The organism is Micromonospora inaquosa (assembly GCF_003857055.1).
Lineage (GTDB): Bacteria > Actinomycetota > Actinomycetes > Mycobacteriales > Micromonosporaceae > Micromonospora > Micromonospora inaquosa.
Genome location: NZ_QGSZ01000146.1, coordinates 1 through 26,103, shown reverse-complemented (window position 1 = coordinate 26,103; position 26,103 = coordinate 1). Strand labels below are relative to the sequence as shown.

Annotated in this window: 19 protein-coding genes and 1 riboswitch; of the genes, 12 read left to right on the top strand and 7 right to left on the bottom strand. The window is 71.4% G+C overall.

The window, feature by feature from the left end; genetic code table 11:
• Window positions 1–52: 52 nt before the first annotated feature.
• Window positions 53–202 carry a hypothetical protein gene (locus tag DLJ59_RS06080; RefSeq protein ID WP_244235846.1) on the top strand — a complete coding sequence of 50 codons (150 nt, stop codon included), beginning with the start codon at window positions 53–55 and terminating at the stop codon, window positions 200–202.
• A gap of 55 nt (window positions 203–257) precedes the next feature.
• The gene (locus DLJ59_RS06075) at window positions 258–1,202 is read left to right on the top strand and encodes an aldo/keto reductase (RefSeq protein ID WP_124771530.1); all 945 of its coding nucleotides are present in this window, start codon (window positions 258–260) and stop codon (window positions 1,200–1,202) included.
• A gap of 174 nt (window positions 1,203–1,376) precedes the next feature.
• Here DLJ59_RS06075 and DLJ59_RS06070 read toward each other — a convergent pair whose 3' ends face one another.
• Together DLJ59_RS06070 and DLJ59_RS06065 are read right to left on the bottom strand one after the other, a co-directional pair.
• Entirely contained in the window at window positions 1,377–1,931 is a 555-nt protein-coding gene (locus DLJ59_RS06070; protein WP_124771523.1) for a hypothetical protein, read from the bottom strand.
• Between the two features lie 72 nt (window positions 1,932–2,003).
• Window positions 2,004–7,835 (bottom strand): ThuA domain-containing protein, encoded by a 5,832-nt coding sequence (locus tag DLJ59_RS06065; protein WP_124771522.1) that lies wholly within the window; start codon window positions 7,833–7,835, stop codon window positions 2,004–2,006.
• Between the two features lie 302 nt (window positions 7,836–8,137).
• Window positions 8,138–8,247, top strand: a riboswitch (TPP riboswitch).
• Here DLJ59_RS06065 and thiE point away from each other — a divergent pair.
• The 7 genes from thiE to thiC all read left to right on the top strand — a co-directional run bounded on the left by thiE (window position 8,242) and on the right by thiC (window position 14,156).
• On the top strand, window positions 8,242–8,868 hold the full coding sequence (gene thiE / locus DLJ59_RS06060) for a thiamine phosphate synthase (protein ID WP_124771521.1): 627 nt from the start codon (window positions 8,242–8,244) through the stop codon (window positions 8,866–8,868). (Overlaps the previous riboswitch by 6 nt.)
• Window positions 8,862–10,025, top strand: coding sequence for a glycine oxidase ThiO (gene thiO, locus DLJ59_RS06055; protein WP_208648568.1), 1,164 nt, complete (start codon window positions 8,862–8,864; stop codon window positions 10,023–10,025). The genes thiE and thiO overlap by 7 nt, the downstream gene beginning before the upstream one ends.
• A complete protein-coding gene (thiS, locus tag DLJ59_RS06050) occupies window positions 10,016–10,216 on the top strand; it encodes a sulfur carrier protein ThiS (protein WP_124771520.1) in 201 nt (66 codons plus the stop codon). The genes thiO and thiS overlap by 10 nt, the downstream gene beginning before the upstream one ends.
• Window positions 10,213–10,992 carry a thiazole synthase gene (locus DLJ59_RS06045; RefSeq protein ID WP_124771519.1) on the top strand — a complete coding sequence of 260 codons (780 nt, stop codon included), beginning with the start codon at window positions 10,213–10,215 and terminating at the stop codon, window positions 10,990–10,992. The genes thiS and DLJ59_RS06045 overlap by 4 nt, the downstream gene beginning before the upstream one ends.
• Window positions 10,989–11,765 (top strand): thiamine phosphate synthase, encoded by a 777-nt coding sequence (locus DLJ59_RS06040; protein WP_124771518.1) that lies wholly within the window; start codon window positions 10,989–10,991, stop codon window positions 11,763–11,765. Before DLJ59_RS06045 ends, DLJ59_RS06040 begins: the two co-directional genes overlap by 4 nt.
• Window positions 11,762–12,547: a bifunctional hydroxymethylpyrimidine kinase/phosphomethylpyrimidine kinase gene (gene thiD, locus DLJ59_RS06035; RefSeq protein ID WP_124771517.1), complete on the top strand. Its 786-nt coding sequence runs from the start codon at window positions 11,762–11,764 to the stop codon at window positions 12,545–12,547. The genes DLJ59_RS06040 and thiD overlap by 4 nt, the downstream gene beginning before the upstream one ends.
• 16 nt (window positions 12,548–12,563) lie before the next feature.
• Window positions 12,564–14,156 (top strand): phosphomethylpyrimidine synthase ThiC, encoded by a 1,593-nt coding sequence (gene thiC, locus DLJ59_RS06030; RefSeq protein ID WP_124771516.1) that lies wholly within the window; start codon window positions 12,564–12,566, stop codon window positions 14,154–14,156.
• A gap of 210 nt (window positions 14,157–14,366) precedes the next feature.
• Here thiC and DLJ59_RS06025 read toward each other — a convergent pair whose 3' ends face one another.
• From DLJ59_RS06025 to DLJ59_RS06010, 4 genes are all read right to left on the bottom strand, one after another.
• Window positions 14,367–17,246 (bottom strand): hypothetical protein, encoded by a 2,880-nt coding sequence (locus DLJ59_RS06025; protein WP_124771515.1) that lies wholly within the window; start codon window positions 17,244–17,246, stop codon window positions 14,367–14,369.
• 76 nt (window positions 17,247–17,322) lie between these two features.
• Window positions 17,323–17,631, bottom strand: coding sequence for a cupin domain-containing protein (locus DLJ59_RS06020; protein ID WP_007465195.1), 309 nt, complete (start codon window positions 17,629–17,631; stop codon window positions 17,323–17,325).
• On the bottom strand, window positions 17,628–18,578 hold the full coding sequence (locus DLJ59_RS06015) for an LLM class F420-dependent oxidoreductase (RefSeq protein ID WP_124771514.1): 951 nt from the start codon (window positions 18,576–18,578) through the stop codon (window positions 17,628–17,630). The genes DLJ59_RS06020 and DLJ59_RS06015 overlap by 4 nt, the downstream gene beginning before the upstream one ends.
• Window positions 18,579–18,580: 2 nt before the next feature.
• On the bottom strand, window positions 18,581–19,366 hold the full coding sequence (locus DLJ59_RS06010; RefSeq protein WP_124771513.1) for an ABC transporter ATP-binding protein: 786 nt from the start codon (window positions 19,364–19,366) through the stop codon (window positions 18,581–18,583).
• Between the two features lie 270 nt (window positions 19,367–19,636).
• On the opposite strand from DLJ59_RS06010, the gene DLJ59_RS06005 reads away from it, so the two are divergent.
• On the top strand, window positions 19,637–20,668 hold the full coding sequence (locus DLJ59_RS06005; RefSeq protein WP_124771512.1) for an ABC transporter substrate-binding protein: 1,032 nt from the start codon (window positions 19,637–19,639) through the stop codon (window positions 20,666–20,668).
• 102 nt (window positions 20,669–20,770) lie between these two features.
• Window positions 20,771–21,628 carry an ABC transporter permease gene (locus DLJ59_RS06000; protein ID WP_124771511.1) on the top strand — a complete coding sequence of 286 codons (858 nt, stop codon included), beginning with the start codon at window positions 20,771–20,773 and terminating at the stop codon, window positions 21,626–21,628.
• 116 nt (window positions 21,629–21,744) lie between these two features.
• Here the strand turns inward: DLJ59_RS06000 and DLJ59_RS05995 are convergent, their stop codons facing one another.
• Window positions 21,745–22,878 (bottom strand): ABC transporter substrate-binding protein, encoded by a 1,134-nt coding sequence (locus DLJ59_RS05995; RefSeq protein WP_244235847.1) that lies wholly within the window; start codon window positions 22,876–22,878, stop codon window positions 21,745–21,747.
• Between the two features lie 489 nt (window positions 22,879–23,367).
• Between DLJ59_RS05995 and DLJ59_RS05990 the strand changes: the two genes are divergently transcribed.
• Window positions 23,368–26,103 (top strand): sensor histidine kinase (locus DLJ59_RS05990; protein ID WP_244235845.1); only part of this gene is annotated, 2,736 nt, incomplete at its 3' end.

Sequence of the window (26,103 nt, the reverse complement as noted above, 5' to 3'; positions counted from 1 at the left end):
CCCGACCGCCTGTGCGCCGTCGACGGGGTGGTGGCTGGTCAACGAGAAGGGAATGATCGCCGCCGCGGGGCGGCTGCCGGGGGCGCCCCCGCATTTCGCGCGGCGGGCGCAGGCACTGCTCGGTGCCGTGGGCCGCAGTCCGGCCGAGCCGGCCGCGACCATCAACGCCGCCCGTGGGCTGGTCACCGAGGTGGTCGGCTGAGCCTCCGCCGGGGTGTCCCGCGCCAGACCGGCATAGGGTAGATCGCGTGACTGAGATGACCTATCGCCGGCTGGGCGATTCCGGGCTCGTGGTGTCCGTTGTCGGCATCGGCTGCAACAACTTCGGCCGCAAGCTCGACCTCGATGGCACCCAGGCGGTGGTGGACGCCGCCCTGGACGCCGGGATCACCCTCTTCGACACCGCCGACATCTACGGCGAGCCGCAGGGCGGCTCCGAGGAACTGCTCGGGCAGGCGCTCAAGGGCCGCCGGGACGACGTGGTGGTGGCCACCAAGTTCGGCATGGACATGAACGGCCTCAACGGGCCGGACTTTGGCGCGCGTGGTGCGCGTCGCTACATCGCTCGTGCGGTGGAGGCGTCGCTGCGCCGGCTCGGCACCGACCACATCGACCTGTACCAGATGCACGAGCCCGACCCGGGCACCCCGATCGACGAGACCCTCGCCGCCCTGGACGACCTGGTCCGCGACGGCAAGGTGCGCTACCTGGGAAACTCCAACTTCGCCGGCTGGCAGATCGCCGACGCGGACTGGGTCGCGTCGTCCAACGGTCGGTCCCGTTTCATCAGCGCGCAGAACCACTACAGCCTGCTGGAGCGCTCGGTGGAGGCCGAGGTGATCCCGGCGTGCGAGCGGTTCGGCCTCGGCATGCTGCCGTTCTTCCCGCTCGCCAACGGTCTGCTCACCGGCAAGTACAAGCGTGAGGCTCAGCCGCCGGCCGGCAGCCGGCTCTCCGGCGGTGGCCGGTACGCGGAGCGGCTCGCCGCAGCCGACTGGGACACGATCGAGGCGATCGAGTCGTACGCGGCCGAGCGGGGTCTGACCATGCTCCAGGTGGCGATCGGTGGGCTGGCCGCCCAGCCGGCGGTGACCTCGGTGATCGCCGGTGCGACCACGCCCGAGCAGGTGCGCGCCAACGCCGCAGCCGGCACCTGGGAGCCCAGCGACGAGGACCTGGCGGCACTGCGCGCCATCCTCTGAGCGTGGCGGGGTGGGCGCGACACCTTGATCCACTCGTGTTCCTGGAAGTCGGGGTGACCTGGGGCCGGGAAGGCGCGGTTTCATGAATGTCGAGTCGATCAGGCCCGGATCAGACGACAACGGGCCGGGCCGCTCGTCGCGGCCCGGCCCGGTCGTCGAATGCGCGTTGGTTGATCAGTCGGTGCGGCGGCGGCCGAACAGCATGGCCACCCCCATCGCCGCGGCCACCAGGACCAGACCGGCCGCCGCGAACGGCCACCAGCCGGCTCCCGCCCCGCCTGCCCCGTCCGCCGGCTTGTTCACCGCGACCGGCTCGGGCACCGGCGGTGACTGCGCCGCGCGGGCCTGCACCGTTGCGGTGGCCTTGCCCTGCAACGGTGCGGGGGAGTTCACAGTCACCTTCCAGGTGCCCGTGGAGAGCACCGGGCCGCTGCTGTAGAAGCCGTGCCCCTCGGGCTGCGGTTCCAACTGCACCGGCCCGACCTTCTGCCCATCGGGGCCGGTGGCGGTGAGGACCAGCCGCACCACCTGCTCCAGCCGGCGACCATCGGCGTAGCTGGCCTGGATGGTGACGCCCTGAGCCCCGTCGCCGGCCACCGTGAGTTTGAGCTTGTCGGCCTGCGCAGCCGGGGCGGCCTGAGCGGCCTGCGCCGCCGCCGGGGCAGCGGCGGACAGGGTCAGGGCCAGTCCGATGAAGACGGCGGCCAACACCTTGCGGATACCCGTCACGGACATCCCCTCCCTACCGAATGAGGGAGGCCCCTCCCCGACGCCGTAGCGTCGGGGAGGGGCCTCATCGGATCAGAGCTGGCGACCGGGTGCCAGCCGGGTGGCGTCGCCACCAAGCCGCCCGGTGCCCTTGACCGAGTCGCCGTCGTTCGCCTTGACCCCGGCCTTGCTGGCCGCGCCGCCGAGCCGAACGATCATGGCATCGGCGTCCCGGATCAGGACATCCCGGACCTCCGCCTCGGGCACCAGCGTGGCGTCAGAGGCGAGCGTCCGGAACGCGGTCAGCTGCCGTACGGCCGCCTTGTCGTCGCCGGCCGCCTCGGACGCGCGCACATTGTCGAGCTTGTTCGACAACTGCTTGTGCGCCTTGGTCGAGAGCCGCCCCGTCGCCTTGAACCGGTCCAGCAGACTCTGCATGTCCCGGAACGAGGTGGTGACGAAGAACCGGACCGTCGAGGTGGTCTTGTTGCCCGCCTTGTCGGTCGCGGTCACGGTCAGCTCGTGCAGGCCGAGGGACAGGTCGTACATGGCCTGCAGAGTGCCGCTGGCGTACGCCTGGCCGTCGAGCTGACCGACCACGGACGCGATGCCCGAGGTCGGGTCAACGGCCTGCCAGGCCACCCGGACGTCCTGACTGTCGCCGTACAGCTGCCCGTCGGCGAGACCGGACACCAGCAGCGTCGGCTTGGTGCCGTCGATGCGCAGCACCGCCGACTTCAGCGTCTCGACGTTGCCCGCCTTGTCCGTCGAGCGGAACAGCAGCTCGTGCTGCCCGTCACCGGTCACCTCGACCGGCGTCGAGTACGGCGTCCACTCGCCACCGTCCAGCGACCACTCCACCGTCTTCACGCCGGAACCGGCGTCGGTAGCGGCCAGCACGACCGGGATGGTCCCCTCGTGCCAACCGGCGTCGTTCGCCGGAGCGAACGTCGCCGAGGTCACCGGCGCGGTGGCGTCGATCTTGACCGAGACGGTCTTCGTCGCCTCCACGTTGCCGGCCTCGTCCGTCGAGCGGAACCGAAGCTCGTGCTCGCCGTCCCCGCTGACCGCCACCGCAGCGGTGTAGGCCGTCCAGGTGGTGGCACCGTCGAGCTGGTACTCGGTGCTGGCGAGCCCGCTACCGCCGGCCTCGTCGGCCCCGGTGAGCGTGATCGTCACCGGCCCGGTGTGCCACCCGTCGGTCGGGGTGCCCGAAACCGCAGCGGTGGTCACCGGCGCGGTCTCGTCGGCGACCTCCGTGCTGAGCCGGAAGTAGTCGAACGAGGCGGTCTTCGACGCCGTCTGGTTGGCGCCGAGGGTGAACAGCCCGACCTTCGGGGTGGCCCCGACCGCGCTGTTGGTCAACGACTCCAACGCGGTCCAGGTCGTCCCGTCGGCCGAGTACGACGCGGTGAACGTGTCGCCCGTGCGGGCCAGCCGCAGGTGCCACACGGCATCGGTCAGGTTGGCCGCCTCCGGCTGCGGGTTCTGGACCGTACCGGCGATCTCGCTGCGGAACTCGATCCGCCGCGTCACCGCCGAGCCGGCCTGGTTGTCCGCGATGAAGTCGAACTTCAGGTAGTTGTCGTCGTCGGCCTGCACGAGCAGACCGGCCTGCTGGTACTGCTCGTTCAGCAGACTGCCGTCGACCTTCGTCTCCAGGGTCCAGTCGCCCGACGGCGCGGTCTGGAGGATGAAGTTCTTCGGCCCGGTGTTGTCGGTGCCGTAGATGTCACCGTTGGGCACGTCGATCCGCAGCGCGCCACCGGTGACCCGGTAACCGGCCGGGTCCTCCCGCAGGACGGCGTCCCACCGGCACTTGTCCAGCGCGTCGCCATTGAACTCGTCCGACGGGTCGACCGGCCCGGCCGGGGCGTCCGGCGTCACCTGGAACGAGTCGAAGGCCGCCTCGACAACCGGTGCCTCGGTGCCACCGTTGAGCGCGAAGACCCCGATCCGCGGGTTGGTGATGCCGGCGAGCTCGGCCGAACGGCCGACCGAGGTGAAGGTCTGACCGTCGCCCGAGACGGACGCGGTCAGGTTCGTCCCGTCGCTGGTGACCCGCAGGTACACGGTGTCACCCGCCGGTGCGTTGGTGGCGTCGGCGGAGTCGTTGCGCGGCGTGGCCGCCGTCTCCCGGATGAACTCCACCCGCCGGCTGCCGTTGTACAGCAGGTCCAGCTTGGCGTAGTTGTCGTCGTCGCCGTACACCAGCAGGCCAGCCTGCTGGTAGTTGGCCGTCACCGGCAGAGTGACCTTGGTGGTCATCTCCCATGCGCCGGTCGGAGCCGCCTGGAGCACCAGGTTGGTGGCGTCGTTGCGTGCGCCGTAGAGGTCACCCACGCCGGTCGGCAGCCGCAGTGCGCCGCCACTGAGCGAGTAGAGCTGGTTCTCCCGGATCACGCTGGTCCAGCGGTCCTTGTCGAGGGTGTTGCCGTTGAAGTCGTCCGAACGCGCCCCGAAGCAGGACGTGTCCGGCGCGTCGACCCGCACCGGCACGGTGGCGTACGACTTGGCACCCTTGCTGTCGGTCACCGTGAGGGTGGCCGTGAAGGTGCCCGGGCTGGTGTAGGTGTGGCTGGCGTCCAGGGTGGTCGCCGTGCCTCCGTCACCGAAGTCCCAGGCGTACGTCAGCGGGGTGTCGCCCTCGGCATCCGTGGCCGTGCCGTCGAAGGCGACGGTGACCGGTGCGGTGCCGGTGGCCGGGGTGGCCGTGGCGCTGACCGTCGGCGGCCCGTTCTCGGTGACACCGCGGCCGACGAAGTCCATCCAGTTGACGTTGAACAGCGAACCCGTTCCGCCGTTCGGGTCGCGGGCCACGAAGTACAGCGAACCGCTCGCGGCACCGGTGACCGGTGCGCTCACGTCCGTGTACGTCTGCCACGCCCCGGTCGACGGTACGACGGCCGTGGCGACCACCGGTCCGTCAACCGCACCCGAGCGAACCTCAATCCGACCGCCAGCGGCGGCCGAGGCGGCCCGGAACCGGATCTCGGTGATGTTGGTCAGGTTCGCCGGGGCGAGCGACCACCAGTCGCCGTCCTCGATGAACGCGATGCTCTGCCCGCCGCCGGCGCTGTCGGTGGCGGCTTCCCGCTGCACGCCGGCGTCGCCGCCGCCAGTGCTCACCGGAGCGCGCCCGGTGGCGGTGAAGAACTCGGCCTGCTTGCGCTTGGGCTGCAGGACCTCGATCACCCGACCGGTGAGCGGGCTCGCCCCGCCGGCGCCACCGTCATCGGTGTAGGTGGCCTCGAAGACCGCGAAGACGTTCGCCTCGGCGCCGTGCCCGGAAGCGAGTGACGTCTGCACGGTGCCGGTGCAGCCGGTGTGCTGCTCCAGCGGGTGGGCGTGCTCGTCGTGACCCAGCAGCACCTGGAGGTTCACCCGGTCACAGTCGACATCCCCGTCCTCCGGGTCGGTCACCTTGATCGAGTAGCGGACCTGGTCACCCCACTCGAAGAACCCGCCGTCCGGCGGGAATTCGAGGGTCACCGTCGGGGACGTGTTGCCCACGGTGACCGGCACGTTGGCCACCGCGGTACGGCCCTTCGGGTTGGTGACGGTGAGCTGGGCGGTGTAGTTGCCCGCCGTCGTGTAGGTGTGGGTCGGGTTCGCCTCGGTGGAGGTCTGCCCGTCGCCGAAGGCCCAGGCGTAGGTGAGCGTGCCACCGTCCGGGTCCCGGGATCCGGCGCTGGAGAAGGTGACAGTCAACGGCGCCGCACCCGAGGTCGGGTCGGCGGACGCCGCCGCGATCGGCGCGCGGTCACCGGCGGTGTAGTCGATCCGGTAGACGCCGGAGTTGTCGTTGTTGCCGCCGAAACCGCTGCCCCACTCGATCAGGTACAGCGCGCCGTCCGGGCCGAACTCGAAGTCCATCGGCCGGATCATGCTCATGCCGGTGAGCAGCTGGTTGATGTCCACCAACGACTTGCCATCGGCAGTCACCTGCATGGTGTACATCTTGTTCTGGTTCCACTCGCCGAGCAGAGCCTTGCCGTCGTAGTACGCCGGCCACTTGCGGGTGGAGTTCAGGTCGGCGTCGTAGCGGTAGACCGGGCCGCCCATCGGGGCGCCACCGCCGCCGATCTCCGGGTAACGCGCGTCACCGGCGTACCCGTAGTCGACGGTCGCGGGCACGACCGGCGGGAGGTTGGTCAGGCCCGTGTTGTTGGGCGAGTTGTTCACCGGCGCCGCGCAGTCGAACTTCGCGCCGCTCGGGCCGGACGGGAACGTGTAGTCGTTGTACGCCTCGTTCGTGCCCGTGCAGTACGGCCACCCGTAGTTGCCCGGCGTCACGATGTTCCACTCGACCAGGCCGCGGGGGCCCCGGTTCGGGTTGTCCGAGTTGGCGTCCGGCCCGTAGTCGCCGACGTACAGCGTGTTGGTCTTCGGGTCGGTGCCGATCCGGAACGGGTTGCGGAAGCCCATCGCGTAGATCTCGGGACGGGTCTTCTCGGTGCCCGGCGCGAAGAGGTTGCCGGCCGGAACGGTGTACGTCCCGTCGTCCTCCGGGTGGATCCGGATCACCTTGCCGCGCAGGTCGTTCGTGTTCGCCGAGGTGCGCTGCGCGTCGTAGTCCTGGCGACCCGACCGCTCGTCGATCGGCGAGTACGAGTTCGACTCGAACGGGTTGGTGTTGTCACCGGTGGCGAGGTAAAGGTTGCCCTCGCCGTCGAAGGTCATGCTGCCGCCGGCGTGGCAGCAGGTGTTGCGTTGGGTGTCGACCCGCAGCACCTGCTTCTCGCTGGCCGGGTCGATGGTGTCGCCGGTCACCGTGAAGCGGGACAGCAGGTTGCGGGTGACCCCGTCGTTCGGGGCGTAGTACAGGTACACCCACTTGTTGGTGGCGAAGTCCGGGTCGAGCCGGATGCCGATGAGGCCGTCCTCGTTGCCGGTGAAGACGTCCAGGTCGACAGCGGTGACGGTGTTGCCGGTGTCCGGCTTGATGATCTGCACCCGACCGTCGCGCTCGACGTAGAAGACCCGCCCGTCGGGGGCGATGTCCAGCTCCATCGGGTTGCTGGTGTTGCTGTCCAGGGAGATCTTCTCGAAGTTCGAGGTCTTCGAGGCACCACAGTCGGCGTTCTCGACGCCCGCCGCGGTGCGGATGCCGCCGAGCAGGTGGGAGAGGAACTCGGGCTCGGCGTACGACTCCCGGGTGTGCCCCAGGCCCGTGTACCAGGAGCGGCCGCCGTCGTAGTCCTGACACCAGGCGACCGGGTGGTCCGCACCCATCGCGCCGGCGCCGGGGGTGTAGCTCTTCTCGTCCAGGCTGGCCAGCACGTGCACGTCCGGCCGAGGGTTGGTCTGGTAGTTGTACCACTCGTCGAACCGGGACCAGCGGTCCGGCAGTTCGGCCGTGGACGGGTGGGCGTGGTCCTCCACCTTGACCGTGGCCGTCTGGTTCTGCGGGTGGTTGGCGAAGTACGCGCCGACCAGGTCGCCGTACCAGGCCCAGCTGTACTCGGTGTCCGATGCGGCGTGGATGCCGACGTAACCGCCGCCGGCCTTCACGTAACGCTCGAACGCCGCCTGCTGGTCGGCGTTGAGCACGTCACCGGTGGTGGAGAGCCAGATCACCGCCTTGTACTTCGCCAGGTTGGCGTCGTTGAATGCGGCGCCGTCCTCGGAGTTGTCCACGGTGAATCCGTTGTCGACGCCGAGCTGCTGGATGGCGGCGATGCCGGTGGGGATGGAGTCATGCCGGAAGCCGGCGGTCTTGGAGAAGACGAGGACGGAGAAGGGATCGGCTGCGGCCTTTGGCGCCTTCGGCGCCACCTGGCTGACTGGGGCTGCGGCCTTCGCATCCCGTGGGGGGACCTGGGCGGCCGCCTGCGCGGGCGTGCCGAACAGGGTGGTCGAGGCCATGGCCAGGGAGATCAGGGTTGCGGTGATTGGTACGCGGGCACGACGAGAACGGGACACGCCGCCTCCTGTGTCGTAGTGACAGAGATCGCGGGAGTCGGCTCGCCGAAGGCCGTCCCTGATGGAGCCGGTGGTCGCACCGTGCCAGGGTGCCCCCACCGACATTTTGTCGAATCGCTGAACAAATTAATTCGGCTGGCTCGATGTCGGGCAAGATGCGGACGGGTAACGGTTCTGCAACGGCGTGCGACATTCCGAACAGGACCGTATGAAGTGCCCCAACGATTTCGCTCGTTCCGGCCGACCGGCCACCGCCGACCCCGTGCCTTGGCAGGCCGGCGGATCTGTCGTACGGTGACACGCAAGTAACCCACGGGAGCCCGGTGTACCGGGCTGAGAGGGGGGCTGACAGCCCCCGACCGTCGAACCTGATCCGGGTAATGCCGGCGCAGGGAGGAGCGTTGCCGTGCCGTCCCTGGGGCGATTGCATCTCATCACCGACACCCGACCCGGTCGCGACCCACTCGCCGTGGTGCGCGCCGCCCTCACCGTGGCCCAGGCCAACCTGGTGGTGCAGGTCCGGGTCGAGGATTCCGCCACCGATCGCGAGGCGTACGACCTGACCCGGCGGGTGTTGGCGCTATGCGCGTCGTACCGGGCGACGTGCCTGGTCAACGACCGGTTGCACGTGGCGCTTGCGGTGGGCGCCGCCGGTGGGCACGTCGGCGCCGACGACCTGCCGGTCGCCGCCGCCCGCCGGGTGCTCGGCCCCACCGGCGTGCTGGGCGCCACCGCCCGCGCGCCCGGCCCGGCACGCGAGGCCGTCGCGGCGGGAGCCAGCTACCTCGGCGTCGGGCCGTGCCACACCACCAGCACCAAGACCGGCCTGCCGGATCCCATCGGGGCCGACGGGGTACGCGCCGTCGTCGGCGCCGTCGACGTCCCGGTCATCGCGATCGGTGGCGTGACCGCCGCCCGGGTGCCCGCGCTGCGGGCCGCCGGCGCGTACGGGGTGGCGGTGGTCGGTGCCGTCTCCGCCGCCGCCGACCCGGCACGGGCGACCGCCGAGCTGATCGAGGCCCTGACGTGCTGACCGGTCGGTCCCCGTCAGCGCCGTCGAGCGACCGGGTCCGGCCGGACGTGGCAGTGGTGGGGGCGGGGCCGATCGGGCTGGCCATCGCCTGGCGCTGCGCCGCGCGAGGGCTGCGGGTGGTGGTGCACGATCCCGCACCCGGCTCGGGGGCGTCGGCGGTGGCCGCCGGAATGCTCTCCCCGGTCGCCGAGGCGTACTTCGGTGAACGGCAGCTGACCGCGCTGCTGCTGGCGTCCGCCGCCCGCTGGCCGGCGTTCGCCGCCGAACTGACCGAGGCGACCGGGGTCGAGATCGGCTACCGGACCGAGGGCACCCTGATGGTCGGGCTCACCGGCGACGACCTGGCCGAGGCGCGCCGGCTCTGGGCGTACCAGCAGGGGTTGGGCCTGCCCGTGACGCCGCTGCGCCCCAGCGAGCTGCGCGACCGCGAACCGGCGCTCGCCCCACGGGTGCGCGGCGGCGCGCTCGCGCCCACCGACCACCAGGTCGACCCCCGGCTGTTGCTGCCGGCGCTGCGCACGGCCGCGCGGCGGGCCGGCGCGGTGCTCGTGCCACAGCCGGTCCGGCAGCTGTCCGATGTGGACGCGCACGTCACCGTTGTCGCCGCCGGCTGCGGGGCCGCCGCGCTCACCGGCCTGCCCGTGCGGCCGGTGAAGGGCCAGATCCTCCGGCTCCGCGCGCCCGACGGCGTCGCGCCGGGCTTCCGGCACGTGATCCGGGGGTACGCCGACGGCGAGCACGTCTACCTGGTGCCCCGCGCCGGTGGCGAGGTGGTGCTCGGCGCGACGGTCGAGGAGCGGTCGGACACCACAGTCACCGCCGGCGCTGTGCAGCGGTTGCTGCGCGCCGGGGTCGACCTGCTGCCCGAACTGGCCGAGTACGACCTGGTCGAGGCGGTCGCCGGGCTGCGCCCGGGCACCCCGGACAACGCGCCGATCCTCGGGCCGCTGCCCGACCGACCGGACGTCCTGGCCGCCACCGGGCATCACCGGCACGGCATCGTGCTCACCCCGATCACCGCCGACCTGATCGCCGACCTGGTGCTCGGCGGCGTACCCGACCCGCTGCTCACGCCGTTGCGGGCCGACCGTTTCGACCCGGCCGGCGCCGCAGTGGGCGGACCTGAACCGACGATGGAGGGACACCTGTGGAATTGACGGTGAACGGGGCCGGGCGCAGTGTCCCCGCTGGCGCGTCCGTGGCGGACCTGGTCCGCGACATCGTGCCGCACCCACGGGGAGTGGCGGTCGCGGTCAACGGCGAGGTGGTGCCCCGGACCGGGTGGCCGGCCCGGGCGCTGCGCGACGGTGACCGGGTCGAGGTGCTCACCGCGGCGCAGGGCGGGTGAGCGGCGTGCCGTTCGAGCTGGGTGGGGAGACCTTCACCTCACGGTTGATCCTCGGCACCGGTGGCGCCGCGAACCTGCACGTGTTGGAGCAGGCGATCCGGGCGTCCGGAACCGAGCTGGTCACACTGGCGCTGCGCCGGGTGGGCACCGCGCCGGGCTCCACCGGCGGCCTGCTGGAGCTGCTGGACCGGTGCGGCGTACGCCTGCTGCCGAACACCGCCGGCTGCCACACCGCGACCGAGGCCGTGAAGGTGGCCCGGCTGGCCCGGGACGCGTTCGACACCGACTGGGTCAAGCTGGAGGTCATCGGCGACGAGCGGACGCTCCTGCCCGACGGGGTGGAGCTGCTGCGCGCCGCCGAGGAGTTGGTCGCCGACGGCTTCACAGTGCTGCCGTACACCAGCGACGACCCGGTGCTCGCCCGCCGCCTCGCCGACGTGGGCTGCGCCGCGGTGATGCCGGCCGGCTCGCCGATCGGTTCGGGGCTCGGCGTCGGCAACCCGCACCACATCCGGCTCATCCGGCAGGGTGTGGACGTGCCGGTGATCCTCGACGCTGGCATCGGCACCGCGTCCGACGCGGCGCTGGCGATGGAGCTGGGCTGTGACGGGGTGCTGCTGGCGAGTGCCGTCACCCGGGCCGCCGACCCGGTGGCGATGGCCACCGCGATGCGGTACGCGGTCGAGGCGGGCCGGTTGGCTGCCGGGGCCGGCCGCATCGAGCGCCGTTTCCACGCCCTCGCCTCCACTCCCGACGAGGGAAGACCCGAGCTGTGACAGCGCCGTCCGGGGTTGTCGTGTTGACCGATCGGCTCGTCGCACGGGGCGGGCTCGACCGGGTCGTGGCCGCGGCGGTGGCCGGGGGAGTGCGCTGGGTGGTGCTGCGGGAGAAGGACCTGCCCCGTGCCGAACGCGCCGCCCTCGCCACCGACCTGCGGGCGATCCTCGCCGACGTCGGCGGAACCCTCGTCGTGGCCGGCCCGGACCCGCTGGGCGGCGACGCCGTGCACCTGCCCGCCGCCGGCCCGTACCCGCCACCACCCCACCAACTGGTCGGCCGCTCCTGCCACAACGAAATCGAGCTGACCCGCCTCACCACCGAGCACTACGCCACCATCTCCCCGATCTGGCCCACGAAGACAAAACCGGGTTACGGCCCACCCCTGGACGTCGCGGGACTGCGCAATCTGGTCGAGGTCAGCAACGTGCCAGTGCTGGCACTGGGCGGCATCGAGACACCAGAACAGGTAACCGCCTGCGTCGAGGCGGGAGCCGTCGGAGTAGCAGTCCTGGGCGCACTGATGCGAGCCAAAGACCCCGCCGAAACAGCCGCCACCCTGACCAGCGCCTATGCCAAGGCGGTCACCCCCAAGCTGACCCAAACCCGGCACGGGGTCAGCCAGGTCCCCACGTCAGGGCTGCGGCCGACCGTGCCCACGCAGGGATCAAGCCTGACCGCCCGGAGTGGGCACGGTCGGCCGCAGCCCCCAACCGCAACCAACCACGGCCCGCCGCAGCCCCAAACCGCAACCAGAGACTCAGGAAAATGACCCCGAGCACGATCCTCACCATCGCCGGCTCGGACTCCGGCGGCGGCGCCGGCATCCAGGCAGACCTGAAGGTCTTCGCCGCGCTGGGCGTGTACGGCACCAGCGTCCTCACGGCGGTCACCGCGCAGAACACCCGGGGTGTCGACGCGGTACTGCCGCTGCCCCCGCGCACTGTCACCGAGCAGTTGGACAGCGTGCTCACCGATTTCACAGTCGCCGCGGTGAAGACGGGGATGCTCGGCACCCCGGCGATCGCCGACGTGGTGGCCGAGGCGGCCCGGGACGGCCGGTTGCCGCAACTCGTCGTCGATCCGGTGCTGGTCGCCACGAGTGGTCACCGGCTCGGCGTGGTGGGCGCGGTGGAGCGGCTGTTGCCGTACGCCAGGGTGGCGACCCCGAACTGCGCGGAGGCGGCGGCGATCACCGGACGCCCGGTGGACGACGTGGCCGCGATGGTCGTGGCCGCCGAGGCCCTGGCGGCCGGCGGCCCGGAGTACGTGGTGGTCACGGGCGGTGACCTCGACGGGGGCGAGGCGGTCGACGTGCTGCACGGCTCGGGGGTCACCACAGTGTTGCGCGGACCCCGGGTGAGCACCCGGCACACCCACGGCACGGGGTGTTCGTTCTCCGCGGCCATCGCGGTGCGGCTCGGTCGGGGCGACGCGGTGCCGGTCGCCGTTGGGGCCGCCAAGGAGTACGTGCTCCGTGCGCTGACCGGCGCGCGGGGCTGGGAGCTGGGCGCGGGGCGCGGGCCGCTGAACCACTTCGGCTGGTCCGCCTGATCACCAGGAGGCTGTCATGCACGCACGAGGCAAGGTGTACGTCGAGGGTTCGCGGCCGGATGTCCGGGTGCCGTTCGCGGAGGTGAGGCTGACCGGTGACCTGCCGCCGGTGCGGCTCTACGACACGTCCGGTCCTGGCTCGGACCCGGAGGTGGGGTTGCCGCCGCTGCGCGGGCCGTGGATCGCCGAGCGGGGTGACGTGGCACCGGTGCGGGGTGCGGGCACGCCGCTGGCCGGGGTGGACGGTCGCCGGCCCACCCAGCTCCGGTACGCGCGGGCGGGTGTGGTGACGCCGGAGATGGAGTTCGTGGCGATCCGGGAGAACGTCGACCCGGAACTCGTGCGGGCCGAGATCGCCGCCGGTCGGGCGGTGCTTCCGCTCAACATCAATCACCCGGAGTGCGAGCCGGCGATCATCGGCAAGGCGTTCCTGGTCAAGGTGAACGCCAACATCGGCACCTCCGCGGTCAGCTCGTCGATCGCCGAGGAGGTGGAGAAGCTGACCTGGGCCACCCGCTGGGGCGCGGACACCGTGATGGACCTGTCCACGGGTAAACGCATTCACGAGACCCGTGAGGCGATCGTGCGGAACTCCCCGGTGCCGATCGGCACCGTGCCGATCTACCAGGCGTTGGAGAAGGTCGGCGGCGACCCGGTGAAGTTGAGCTGGGAGGTGTTCCGGGAGACCGTGATCGAGCAGGCCGAGCAGGGCGTGGACTACATGACGGTGCACGCCGGCGTGCTCCTGCCGTACGTGCCGCTGGCCGTGGACCGGGTGACCGGAATCGTGTCCCGAGGCGGCTCGATCATGGCGGCGTGGTGCTTGGCGCATCACGAGGAGAACTTCCTCTACACCTACTTCGAGGAGCTGTGCGCGCTGCTCGCGAAGTACGACGTGACGTTCTCCCTCGGCGACGGCCTGCGCCCCGGTTCCATCGCCGACGCCAACGACGAGGCGCAGTTCGCCGAGCTTCGTACCCTCGGCGAGCTGACGAAGATCGCCTGGGAGTACGACGTCCAGGTGATGATCGAGGGCCCCGGTCACGTACCGATGCACAAGATCAAGGAGAACGTGGACCTTCAGCAGGAGTGGTGCCACGAGGCGCCCTTCTACACGCTCGGTCCGCTGACCACCGACATCGCGCCGGCGTACGACCACATCACCTCGGCGATCGGCGCCGCGATGATCGGCATGTTCGGCACCGCCATGCTCTGCTACGTCACGCCGAAGGAGCACCTCGGCCTGCCGGACCGGGACGACGTGAAGGCGGGCGTGATCGCGTACAAGATCGCGGCCCACGCGGCGGACCTGGCCAAGGGGCACCCGGGCGCACAGGCCTGGGACGACGCCCTGTCGAAGGCGCGGTTCGAGTTCCGCTGGGAGGATCAGTTCAACCTCTCGCTGGACCCGGAGACGGCCCGCGCGTACCACGACGCGACACTGCCCGCCGAGCCGGCGAAGACCGCGCACTTCTGCTCGATGTGTGGCCCGAAGTTCTGCTCCATGAAGATCACCCAAGAGCTCAAGGAGTACGCGGCGCGCGGCATGAAGGACAAGTCGGAGGAGTTCGTCTCCGGCGGTGGCCGGGTCTACCTACCGCTGGCCTGACCCGCTCGTAGGGTGGCCTGTCCCCGGGACGTCCGCTGTGACGTCCCGGGGGCGCCCGGTCGCGCCCCGCTTCCGCGTGGCCGGGTTGATCGACACGGGTTCATTGATGTCGGGGTGTCCGGGTGGGTGGGTCAGCCCGGTTTCAGTGAACCCGAGTCGATCACGCGCCTATCGGTGTCGGGTGCTCGGCGGTGAGGTCGGTCGTGGTGATCATTCGCGGTGGTGCCGGCCGGTGGAGCGCAACGACCGGCGGCCGTTCTCCTGCTCGGGCTCGTTGTCCGACACCGGCTTGCTCAGACCGGCGACCCAGTCCACGAATTCCTCGTCCTGGGTCGCCAGCGGCTCCGCCGCATCCGACGTCTTCGGGCTCTCCTCGTCGGCGCGGGACCGATTGCGGCGGAACAGCCCGCCGAGCCGTCCGCGCCGGGAGGGCTGCTCTGCCACCTGGGGAGGCGTCTGCGCTGTCGACGTGGCGTCGGTAGGCGCCACCTCGCCGGTGCCGTCGGGGCTGGTGGCACCGGAGGGCTCGCCCGCCGGGCCCGGGTGCGCGGCCGGGGTGGTCGTATCGCCAGCTCCGATCGGCGCTGTCCGTGCCGTCGACCTGTCCTGCGATCCCGCCGACCCACCGCGCCGAGAGGTGTCGAACGCGTTCCAGGTGCCGGCCCGGCTCAAATCCGGCAACGCACGATGCCGGGGCTTGGGCGTCGAGCCGGTCGGCTCGTCCGGTCCGCTGGACCCCTCCGACGCCGTTGCCCCCGGCTCGGAGGTCTGTGGTGGCACCGTCCAGGTCGGGGTGACCGGCCAGACCGACGGCGCGGGCGTCCACCGGTCCGTGTCCGGGTCGTTGGCGGCGGTGGCCTCGAACAACCCAGCGGCGGGGACGTTCTCGGCGGCCGGCCGTGCGCTGTCGGTGCCGCCGGCGACGGCCGGATCGCTGGTCGGGGAGGCCGCCTCGGCCGGTGCCGCCGTGCTTCCCGTGCCGGCCTCCTGGGCGAGCGGGGCAGCAGTGGCTTCCGCCCCAGAGCGGCCGGTCGCCGTGGTCGGGACCGCCGGTGCTGGTGTCGCTCCGGTCGCGGTGCTCGGTGTCTGTGCGGCGTCGGTTGCCGTGCTCGGGGACTCCGGGTTGGTAGGCGCCTGCGTCGCGCCGGTTCCGGCGTTCACCGAGGTGGCCTGCTTCGGGCCGCTGACGGGGGTGGCCGGTGTTCGCTTCGAGCCGGCGGCGGTGGTGCGGGCTACCGCCGTGTCGGAGCCGGCGCTGTCGGCGGACCTGCCCGGCCGGGTGCCCTTCGTCGCACGGCCGGTGACCGTCTCGTTGGGGGCCGTCTCGTTGGGGGCCGTCTCGGAGGTGGTTGCCGAAGCGGCGGAGGGCGTGCCGTCAACCACGTCGGATGCGGTCGCGTCCGGGTTGGCCTTCGACTTACGGGTCCGTCGCGGCTTGATCGTCGGCGGCGCCTTGGGCGTGCCGGGGTCGGCCGCACCAGCGCTGGCCGCGCCCGTGCCCGTCGGGTCGGGGTCCGTGCTGGTCGGGTCCGTGCTGGTCGGGTCCGTGCTGGTCGGGTCCGTGCTGGTCGGGTCCGTGCTGGTCGGGTCCGTGCTGGTCGGGCCTGCGCCTGTCGGGGCCGGGACGGCGGTGGCGGCGGCCTTGCGGGTGGTACGCCCACCGGTCGGCCTGCCGCTGGTGCCCGTCACAGGGCTGTCGGCCGGCTCGTCGACCGCTCGGTCACCCGTCGGAGTCGCGGCGTTGGCGCGTCCGGCGGTGGTGCTGGTCGGGGTGGTGTCGGTGACGTCGCTGGCGTCGGTGCTGGCCGAGGGCTCGGTCGTGGCCGGGACATCATCGCGGGGTGCTGGGGGAGTCTGCCCGGCGGCGGTGAACTCACCGGTCGGCGCGGTCACCCAGGCTGCCGGCCGGTTCCCAGCGGCGGAAGGCGCAGCGGCGGAAGGCGCAGCGGCGGAAGACGGCGCAGCGGCGGGAGCCGGCCCGTGCTGGCCGCTCGCGGTGGTCTCCGGCCAGTCCCAGTGGGCCGGGACGGTACGGACGGCATCGGGTTCGCCCGCTCCCCACGGACCCGCAACGACGCCGCCAGGCTGCGTGGTGGCCAGCTCGGCGTTTGTCGTCTCCGGGTCGGCGTGTTCGTCGGTGTCCCGGTCGTTTGCCGACGCGGCGCCGGGCAGCGCCGGGCCGGCGGGCAGCGGGCGCAGGATGGCGGTGGGCTCGATCGCCTGCGGATCGGCGGCACGGCTGCCCGTCGGCCAACGCAGCAGCGCGGCGGCAGCTGCGCCGAGTGCTCCGGCGAGGATCGCGATCAACGCGCCGTAGTAGGGGGTGGCCTGGTAGCGGTCCACCGCGTCACCCGGACCGGCGGTCAGGTAGGCGAACGCCACCAGCACCGGACCGGCAACCCCGGTGGCCCCACTGACCAGTGGAGCCTGGCCCCGCCAGCGGGCCAGCCCGGCGGTCGCCGCGCTGGCCAGCAGCGCCACGGTGGGCAGCAGGAGCAGCGCCAGGCGCTGTGCGGCGGCGTCGCCGAGCCAACTCGGCTCCAGTACGCCGAGCCGGACGGTCGGCAGTGGGCCGGCCGTGCCGAGCGACGGTAGGACGGAGATCAGCGCCAGCAGCCAGACCGCGCCGGCCACGGCCGCCATGTTCCAGCCCAGCTCGGGCCGGAACAGGACGGCGATCGCCGCGCCCGCCCCGATCACCGCACCGACCACCGCGCAGATGCCCACCGCCCAGACCGGGTCGACGGAGATCAGCTCGGCGGCGCGGGCGGGCTGCATGCAGAGCGGGGCGATGACGGTGGCGCCCAGCGCCGCCGCGCCGCCGACCGCCAACTGCCGGCCCGTGCTGGTCGCCGGGGCGTCGCGGTGAGCGAGGCGTCCGGTCAGGACGGCACCGGCGACAGCGGCGTTCGCGGCGAACCAACCCACCCAGACGAGCTGGGCCGGCCACTGGTTGACGGTCGTACCGGTGAAAGCGCCGGTGAGCCGGACAATGCCGAAACCGTACGCGATGCCGAGCTGGCCGGCTCCGGCCAGCACGCTCACCCCGAGCGCCGTGAGCAGCAGTCTGCCCCAGGTCCGAAAGGCCATGTCCGGCACGTTACGCACCTGGTACACCCGATCGCCAACGGCGCGCCGCACGGCACGCCGGTGGCGATCGGCGGGTCTACTTGAGTTCTACCAGCCGGGCCAGGTAAGTCGTATCCCCGACATTGGTCAGCATGTGCACCGCGCCCGGGTCCCGGTAGACCACCCCGCCGGTGGGCTCGTCGGCGTCGATCCGGGTGCCATCGATGGTCTGTACGACGTTCTTGGCGCCCTCGATCGCCACCACCAGGTAGGGGTGGTCGTGCCGGTGCAGCGGTTGCCGCTCGCCCGGCTCCAGGCGGATGTGCCAGACCCGGACCCGGTCGTTCTCGTACACGATCTCCTGACCCACCGGTCCGAGTTCGGTTCCGTCGATCACGTCGGTCATCGTGCTCCGTCCAGTTGGGGCAGCACCTCGGCGGCGATCAGCTCAAGGTGGTCGAGATCATCGAAGTCGATCAGGCGGAGGTGGACCCGCGTGGTGCCGACCGCGGCGAACTCGCCGATCCGCTGCACGAGCTGCGCGGGGGAGCCGACCACCGGGTCCTCCGGTGGCAGCGCGCTCTTCTCGTGCAGGGGCGCGGCCCGACGCTGGGCCTCCGCGTCGGTCCGGCCGATGGCGACGACGATTCCGGCGGAAAGCACCAACGGGTCGCGCCCGGACTCCGCCCGTCCGGTGCGCTCACACGCCTCGCGCACCCGGTCGTACGCCCCGGCGGTGACGGCCACGGATTTGAACGGCATGTTGAACTCGTCGGCGTACCGGGCGGCCAGTTCGGGTGTGCGCTTGGGGCCGCGCCCGCCCACGATGATCGGCGGGCCGGGCACCTGCACCGGCTTGGGCAGCGCGGGAGCGTCCACCAGCCGGTAGTGGTCACCGGTGTAGCTGTAGGTCTGGCCGGGCGGGGTTCTCCACAACCCGGTGATCACCTCAAGCTGCTCGGCCAGCCGGTCGAAGCGCTCGCCGACCGCCGGGAACGGGATGCCGTACGAGGTGTGCTCGCGCTCGTACCAGCCGGCGCCGATGCCCAGGTCGACCCGGCCGCCGCTCATCTGGTCGACCTGCGCGACCATCACCGCGAGCGGGCCGGGCAGGCGGAACGTGGCCGACGTGACCAGGGTGCCGAGCCGGATCCGCTCGGTTTCCCGGGCCAGGGCGGCGAGGGTCAGCCAGGCGTCCGTCGGGCCGGGCAGGCCCGGGTCCGCGCCCATCGACTGGTAGTGGTCGGCGCGGAGGAAGCCCTCGTAGCCGCAGGCCTCAACCAGCCGGGCGAACCGGAGCTGGGTGTCGTAGCTGGCGCCACGGTTCGGCTCGGTGAAGACCGACACCCGCATGGTCAGTGTCCTTCCGCGCCGGCGGTGGCCGGCTGCTCGCGTTCCATCAGCAGTTCGTGCAGGTCGGCGCTGACCTGGGCGACGTCGGCCAGGTGGGCGTTGCGGCCCAGGGTGCGGGGCCGGGGGATGGTCACCTCGACGACCTTGCGGATCCGGCCGGGGCGGGGGCTCAGCACGACCACCCGGTCGGCGAGCAGCACCGCCTCGTCGATCGAGTGGGTGACGAAGACGATGGTCGGCTTGTTCTCCATGTGCACCCGCTGGAGCTCGCCGGAGAGTTCCTCGCGGGTGAGCGCGTCCAACGCGGAGAACGGCTCGTCCATCAGCATCACCCGGGGCTCGCCGATCAACGACCGGCACAGTGACACCCGCTGCTGCATACCGCCGGAGAGCTCGTGCGGCAGCCGCTTCTCGAAGCCGGCCAACCCGGCCACGTCGAGCAGTTGCCGGGCCCGCTCCCGGTGCTTGGCGCGACTCCAGCCGAAGACCTCCACCGGCAACATGACGTTGTCCAGCACGGTGCGCCACGGCAGCAGCGCCGGCTTCTGGAACAGCATGGCGATGTCCTGGCGGGGGCGGGTGATCGGCGTACCGGCGACGGTGATCTCACCGGCGCTCAACGGGAGCAGCCCGGCGATCAGCCGCAGCAGCGTGGACTTGCCGCAGCCGGAGCGGCCGAGCACGGCGACGAACTCGCCCTCGGCGACGTCGAGGTTGATGCCGCGCAGCGCCTCCACCCGGCCGGACCGGCCCTCGAAGGTGCGGGACACCCCGGACAGTCGGATCATCTCCGGCGTACCTCCGCTGAGTCGAGGGTCAGGAATCCGACAAAGGCTAGCCGCCCTGTCGAGGTATGGCACCGGGTGGGGTGGTCGTCAGGTTGTTTCCGTTCCGCAACCCGATACGCCTGGCGTCACAACTGTGGGTTTCTCGTACGCTGTGCCCGCGAAGAATCCCCTCACTACGGCGGAGTCCGGCTTCCACCCCTCCCGCCGGCCCGTCATAACAACCCCCTCCGGTGGCCTGCCGGCCCCGGTCGGAAAGGACATGGTGCTCTGATGAGAAGGCTGACCCGTACGGTCGCTACGGCCGCGCTGGCCACCGCCCTCGCCCTTGTCTCCGCCTGCAGCAGCGGGTCGGATTCGGCCAACGACGCCAAGGGCGGCGACAGCAAGGCGCTGGATAAGGTGACCTACCTCACCTCGTTCGGCAACTTCGGCCGTGACTCCTACGCCTGGGTGGCGAAGGACAAGGGCTTCTTCAAGGAAGCCGGCTTCGAAGTCGAGATCAAGGCTGGTCAGGGCACCGGTGGCGTGATCCAGACCGTGGTGGGCGGCCAGGCCGACTTCGGCCCGATCGACCTCACCGGCGGTCTGCTCCAGGTCGGCAACGGCCAGGCGAAGGACTTCACCGTGGTGGCCGCGATCCAGCAGCGCACCATGGCAGGCATCGCCACCGTCGAGGGCAAGAACATCGCCTCCCCGAAGGACCTGGAGGGCAAGAAGCTCGCCGACACCCCCGGGTCCGTGGTCCGCAACCTCTTCCCGACGTACGCCCGGCTCGCCGGCGTGGACGCGGCCAAGGTGACCTGGGTCAACGGTGAGGCGCAGAACCTGATCGGCATGCTGGGTTCCGGGTCGGTGGACGGCATCGGTCAGTTCGTCGTCGGTCAGCCGACCATCGAGGCGGTGGCCGGGAAGAAGGCCGTCATGCTGCCGTACAGCAACGTGATGCAGGACCTCTACGGCAACGTGCTGATCACCTCCTCGAAGATCGCCAAGGAGAAGCCCGAGATGGTGAAGCGGTTCACCGCGGCGCTGCTCAAGGGCCTGGAGTACAGCCTGGCGAACGCCAAGGAGGCCGGCGAAATCCTGAAGAAGAACGTCGACACCGCCAACGCGGTCGCCGCCGCCGCCGAGCTGGAGCTGATGGCCGCGTACGTCCGTTCCGGCAACACCGGCACCGCGATCGGCACCCTGGACAGCGGTCGGGTCGCCAAGAGCATCGCCATCCTGCAGGGCGCCGGCGCGCTGAAGCAGAACATCACCCCCGAGCAGATCATCGACTTCAGCCTCGCGCCGAAGGCCTGATCGTCCGGTCGTCATCAGGGGGTACGTCCCGCCGATCCCGGCGGGGCGTACCCCTGTCGCTCGTCGGCCCCCGGGGGCCGTGGGATTTCGAGGAGGACAGAGATGACCGACGTCCGGTCAGCGGACCTGGCGGTGGCGGAAACCCCGCCGCCCAGTGCCGGCCCCGAGGCGGGGCGCGCGGGTCGAGGTGCCGGTCTTCGCGCCGGGGTCGAGGCGGTGCTGCCCGCGGTCGGCCTCCTGGTCGCGCTGGCGGTGTGGTGGCTGACCGCCCGGCTGGAGCTGATCCACCCCGCGGCCCTGCCCCCACCCGGCGGCGTGCTCACCGCGTTCATCGACAAACCGGCACTCCTGCTGGAGCACACCTGGGACACCATGCTGGAGATCCTGACCGGGTTCGCCCTCTCGGTGGCCGCCGGTGTGCTGATCGGGCTCTCCCTGGCCAGCTCCCGCACTGTGGAGCGGATGTTCACGCCGTTGCTGGTCGCGGTGAACGCGGTGCCGAAGATCACGCTGGGCCCGCTGTTGGTGGTGGCGCTCGGCTGGGGCCAGAAGCCGATCCTGACCATGGTGTTCCTGCTCTGCTTCTTTCCGATCGTGCTCTCCACCGCGACCGGCCTGACCACCACGCCGGCCGACCTGGCCGAACTGGTGCGGTCCTGGAACGCCTCCCGCTGGCAGGCGTTCCGCAAGGTGCGCTTCCCGGCCGCGCTGCCGCAGATCTTCGTCGGGCTGAAGGTGGGCATGCCACTGGCCGCGATCGGTGCGGTGATCGGTGAGTTCCAGGCCGGCGAGAGCGGCCTCGGCTACGTCATCACGCAGTACGCCGGCGTCGGCGACACCGCCACCGCCTGGGCGGCGATCATGCTGGTGGCGCTGGTGAGCATCCTGCTCTACTCGGCGCTCCTGCTGATCGAGCGGATCGCCCTGCCCTGGGTCCGAGAAACCACCAGCAGCCGCTGACCCAACAGAACAAGCAAGATCAACCCAAGAGACGCGAAGGGCCGGCCCCCCACTGGGAGGCCGGCCCGTCTCATCGACGCTGCTGGCGCAAAGGGTGTGGCCTGAGGCCCGAGCGTCTACCCCGCCAACCGCCAGCGGCCATTGCGGGCGACCAGCGTGGTGAGCGCCTGCGGCATCAGACCGCTGTGGTTGTCCGGCGTCATGCGGATCGGGCCGGACAGACCGTCCATCTGGGACGTCTCCAGCACGTCCCGAATGCCGTCGCGGTTCACCTTCCCGATCTCGCCACCGGCGCGCAGCTCGGCGTCGGCGATCAGCTGGACGGCGTCCGCGGCGAAGGACGAGGACCCGTTGTAGCCACCGAAGCGTGCCGTGTAGTCCTGGAACCACTGCCGCCGTGCCGCCTTGGCCGGCGTGGTCGCGATCACGTCGTCGATCACCATCGTCTGCGTGAAGATCAGCGTAGCCTTCTCGGTCGCCTTGGCGGCCGGGCCGAGGAAGAGGTCCCCAGCGGCCCCCGCGTCGAAGTAGATCGACCCACGGAAGGTGGTCTGCTGAGCGCTGGTGGCGGCCAGGGTCGCCTGCTCCGGCGGGGTCCAGAACACCATCGCGTCGGGCTTGCCCGCCGCGAGTTGCTGAACCTGCCGGTTGACATCGGTGTCGGTGGTCTTGATCCGCTGCTGCCGGAGCGAGATGTTCGCCTTGTCCAGCTCGCTCTTGAGCGCGGTCACACCCTCCTGGCCGTAGTCGTCGTCGCTGACCAGCATCCCCACCTTGCGGATGTTGTTGCGGCGCAGTTCGGTGGTGAGTGCGGCGGCGCTGTCCGGGGCGTTAGGGCCCAGCTTGAACACGTAGCGCCGTTCGGCGACCGGCGCGGCGATCGCGCCGGAAGCGGCCAGCGCAATGGTGGGAATCCGCTTCTCGTTGATCGTTCCGGTCGCTCCGACCGCGCATTCGTTGCAGCCGCCCATGATGATGGCGCTGACCCGCGAATCGCTGCTGAAGTCGACGATGTTCCGAAGTGACTCGGCCGAGTCGGAACGGTTGTCCTTCACCGTCAGCTTGATCTCCCGGCCGTTCAGCGCCCCCGAGGAGTTCAACTGATCGACCTTGAGTTTGAGGGCTCGCTGGTATGTCTGGCCGACCGTGGCCGCGGCGCCGGAGAGTTCGAGATCGGCGGCGATCAGGATCGGACTCGTGTCCTGCTCCGCCTCGCCAAACTGACAGCCGGCGAGCGTGGTGGCCACTATGGCCGATGCGAGCGCCGCGATGGTCGCGGAGCGGATGGGGCTCAACTCAGTCCTCCAGGTGCGGGCGCGGGCGCTGCCCGGTCACCGCCGCTAATCCGTCCTCAGCGGAGGGCGGGATCTTCTCTGCCGTACGGTGTGCGCGAAGCCTGCAAAACCTTGCCAATGGCCGGCGCTGTGGTCAAGCGCGGACCCCGGCGGCATTTTCGGGACGGCCATCCCACATGCTGGGGTAACGCAATGTTTGCAAAAGCTCACTTTGCATACACGCGTGACCACTCTGGAGTTACATGCCCTGTTCAGGGGCTTGCGGAAATGAAGGTATCAGTTGACCGGATCACGGGATGCGCTCCGTCCGACCGTTTCCTACCTCACTGCGGCTTCCCAAACACGATCATCTCTGATGAAATCGCGGCCGTGCCGCGCGTGGTCCCCTCCGCTTACGGCATGGCTCGGCGGCTCAGGCGGGGAAGAAACGACGGAGGCGATGTCGTGAGCACCGGACCGACGACCCTGCCCGCTATCGGCGATAGCGGTCGGCCTGAACGCCGACGGATGCCGAGACTGCGGGACGCCCGGATCCGGTCCAAGCTGGCGCTGATTCTGGTCGTCCCGGTGGCGGCGGTGATCGCGCTGGCCACGGTCCGCCTCATCTCCGTCGGTGAGGGTGCCATCGACGCCACCCGGGCCCGGGCACTGACGGCCCTCTCCGTCGACGTCAGCGCCCTCACCCAGGACCTGCACGCCGAACGGATGGCCGCAGCCGCGTACCTGGCCGCTCCGCAGCAGCCGGCCGACGCGTACAACCTGCGGGTCCGCCAGACGCAGCAGCAGGTGGACGCGTACCGCGCCGAGCGAGGCCGGATCGGCGAGGTGCCGGCCGCCCTACGGGACCGGCTGGGTGCCATCGACGAACACCTGGCCACTCTGGACGGCACCCGGCAGAAGGTGCTGGACCGCCGGCAGATGGCGGTCGCCGAGGCGGTGCTCCGCTACGGAGTCATCCTCACCGACCTGGTCTCCTACGGTGACGGCCTGGCCCAGCTGCCCGGCGACGAGAGCCTGGCGGACAGCCGCCGCGCGGTCGCCGCCTTCGCCCGCGCCAAGGCCTCCGTCGCGGAGGAAGAGGCCGTCGCCTACACCGCGCTGACGGCCGGCCAGCTCGACTCGGAGCAGTTCTCCTCCTTCGTGGCAACGTTGACCGGTCAGCAGGAGGCCCTGGTCGCCTTCTCGTTGGCCGCCGACCCGGTGCAGCGCGGCCTGGTCAACAGCACCGTCTCCGGCGACGCGGTCGGCCTGTCCGACCGGGTGGCCACCGACATCACCCGCTCGGTCGGGCAGCGCCCGCTGGTCAGCGCGCAGGACGCCACCGCGGCCATCGGCGCCGTGCACGACCTGATGCGCTGGGCCGAGATCCAACTTCAGGACCGGCTGCTCCAGCAGGCCGACCAGGCGCGCTCGGACGTCATCCGGCAGGCCGTGGTCGAGTCGGTCCTGGTGCTGCTGACCCTGATCATCGCCGTGTCGCTGGCCGTGGTGCTGGCCCGCTCGCTCAACCACTCACTGCGCCGGCTGCGTGAGGGCGCCCTCTCGGTGGCCAACCACGACCTGCCCGACGCGGTGCACCGGCTGCAGAACATGGGCAGCGTGGGTGACGGCGGGGTGGACGAGATCGTCCGCCAGGTCCGGGACCCCATCCAGCTCAACAGCCGCGACGAGGTCGGTCAGGTGGCGCTGGCCTTCAACGTCGTACACCGGGAGGCGGTGCGGGTCGCCGCCGAGCAGGCGGCGTTGCGTACCAGCGTCTCGGCGATGTTCCTCAACCTGGCCCGCCGCAGTCAGACCCTGGTCGACCGGATGATCGGCGAGCTGGACGCGATCGAGCGCGGCGAGGAGGACCCGAAGCGGCTCGCGCAGCTCTTCGAACTGGACCACCTGGCCACTCGAATGCGCCGCAACGACGAGAACCTGCTGGTCCTTGCCGGCGCCGACTCCGCCGTACCGCGCCGCGACGACGCGTTGGTGGTGGACGTCCTGCGCGCCGCCCAGTCCGAGGTGGAGCTGTACAACCGCATCGAGTTCGGGACGGTGGACACCGACATCTCGGTGGCCGCGCACGCGGTCAACGACGTGGTACGTCTCGTCGCCGAACTCCTCGACAACGCCACCCGGTTCTCGCCGCCGAACACCACGGTGGTCGCCGACGGTCGCCGGATCCGCGACTACGTTCTGATCCAGATCGAGGACCGTGGGCTCGGCCTCACCGACGAGCAGCTCGACTCGCTCAACCGGCGGCTGGCCGCCCCGCCGAGCGTCGACGTCGCCGCGTTCCGGCTGATGGGTCTGGCCGTGGTGAGTCGGCTCGCCTCCCGCTACGGCATCCGGGTGGAGCTGCGCCGCAACGTCGAGGGCGGCACCGTCGCCCAGGTGACGTTGCCCGCCGCCACCGTGGTGCTGCCCACCAACCGGGGCCGCGAGCAGGTGCTCACCCGGCCGCGTCAGCCGATGGCCGTGGAGCAGACGCCGCTCACCCCGGTCGGTCACACCGAGCAGTTCGCCGGTGCCGCCACGTCGGCGGCGACGCTGCCCGACCAGTGGCGGACCAGCACGCCGGCACCCGCCCAGTGGCAGTCGCCGCTGGACTCGCGGGACACCACCCCGGCCGTACAGGCGGGCGGCTACACCGGTCAACGCTCGACCCTGCCACCCGCCGACCCCGCACCCGCCGCGCCGTCCGCTGCCCCCGGAGCCCGGCGCTGTCGTGCCGTCGGAGCTACCCGGGGTGCGGGTCGGCAGCTTCGGCCGGACCGGTGGCGCGGCCGGCACGGACGCCGTGCTCGGCTGGCCGCCGTTGCCGGTGCGCAGACCGGCGTCGGTGGCGGGCGCGGGCGGCTCGTCGAAGTTGGGCCGGGTGAAGATCGCGGTGGCGTCGTCGCCGTGCGACCGGAACCAGACCGCCTCCATCTCCCGGAAGATCGGAGCCTCGGCGGGAAAGTCGGGTCGGGTGCTGACCGGTACGGCGGGCACCGACGGTGCGGCCGGTGGTGCCACCGCGCCCGGCCCGGCGACCGGCCCGACCGGGAGGCCCTGGCCGCCGTGCCCGTCCGCGGCATCCGCGGTGGAGCCACGCCGAGGCAGCGGGTCGACGGTCGGGTAGGCCACGGTCGGGCTGCCCAGCGAGGCGCCCGCGCCGTTGCCGTAGGCGGGTCGTGCCGGCGGGAGCGGGGC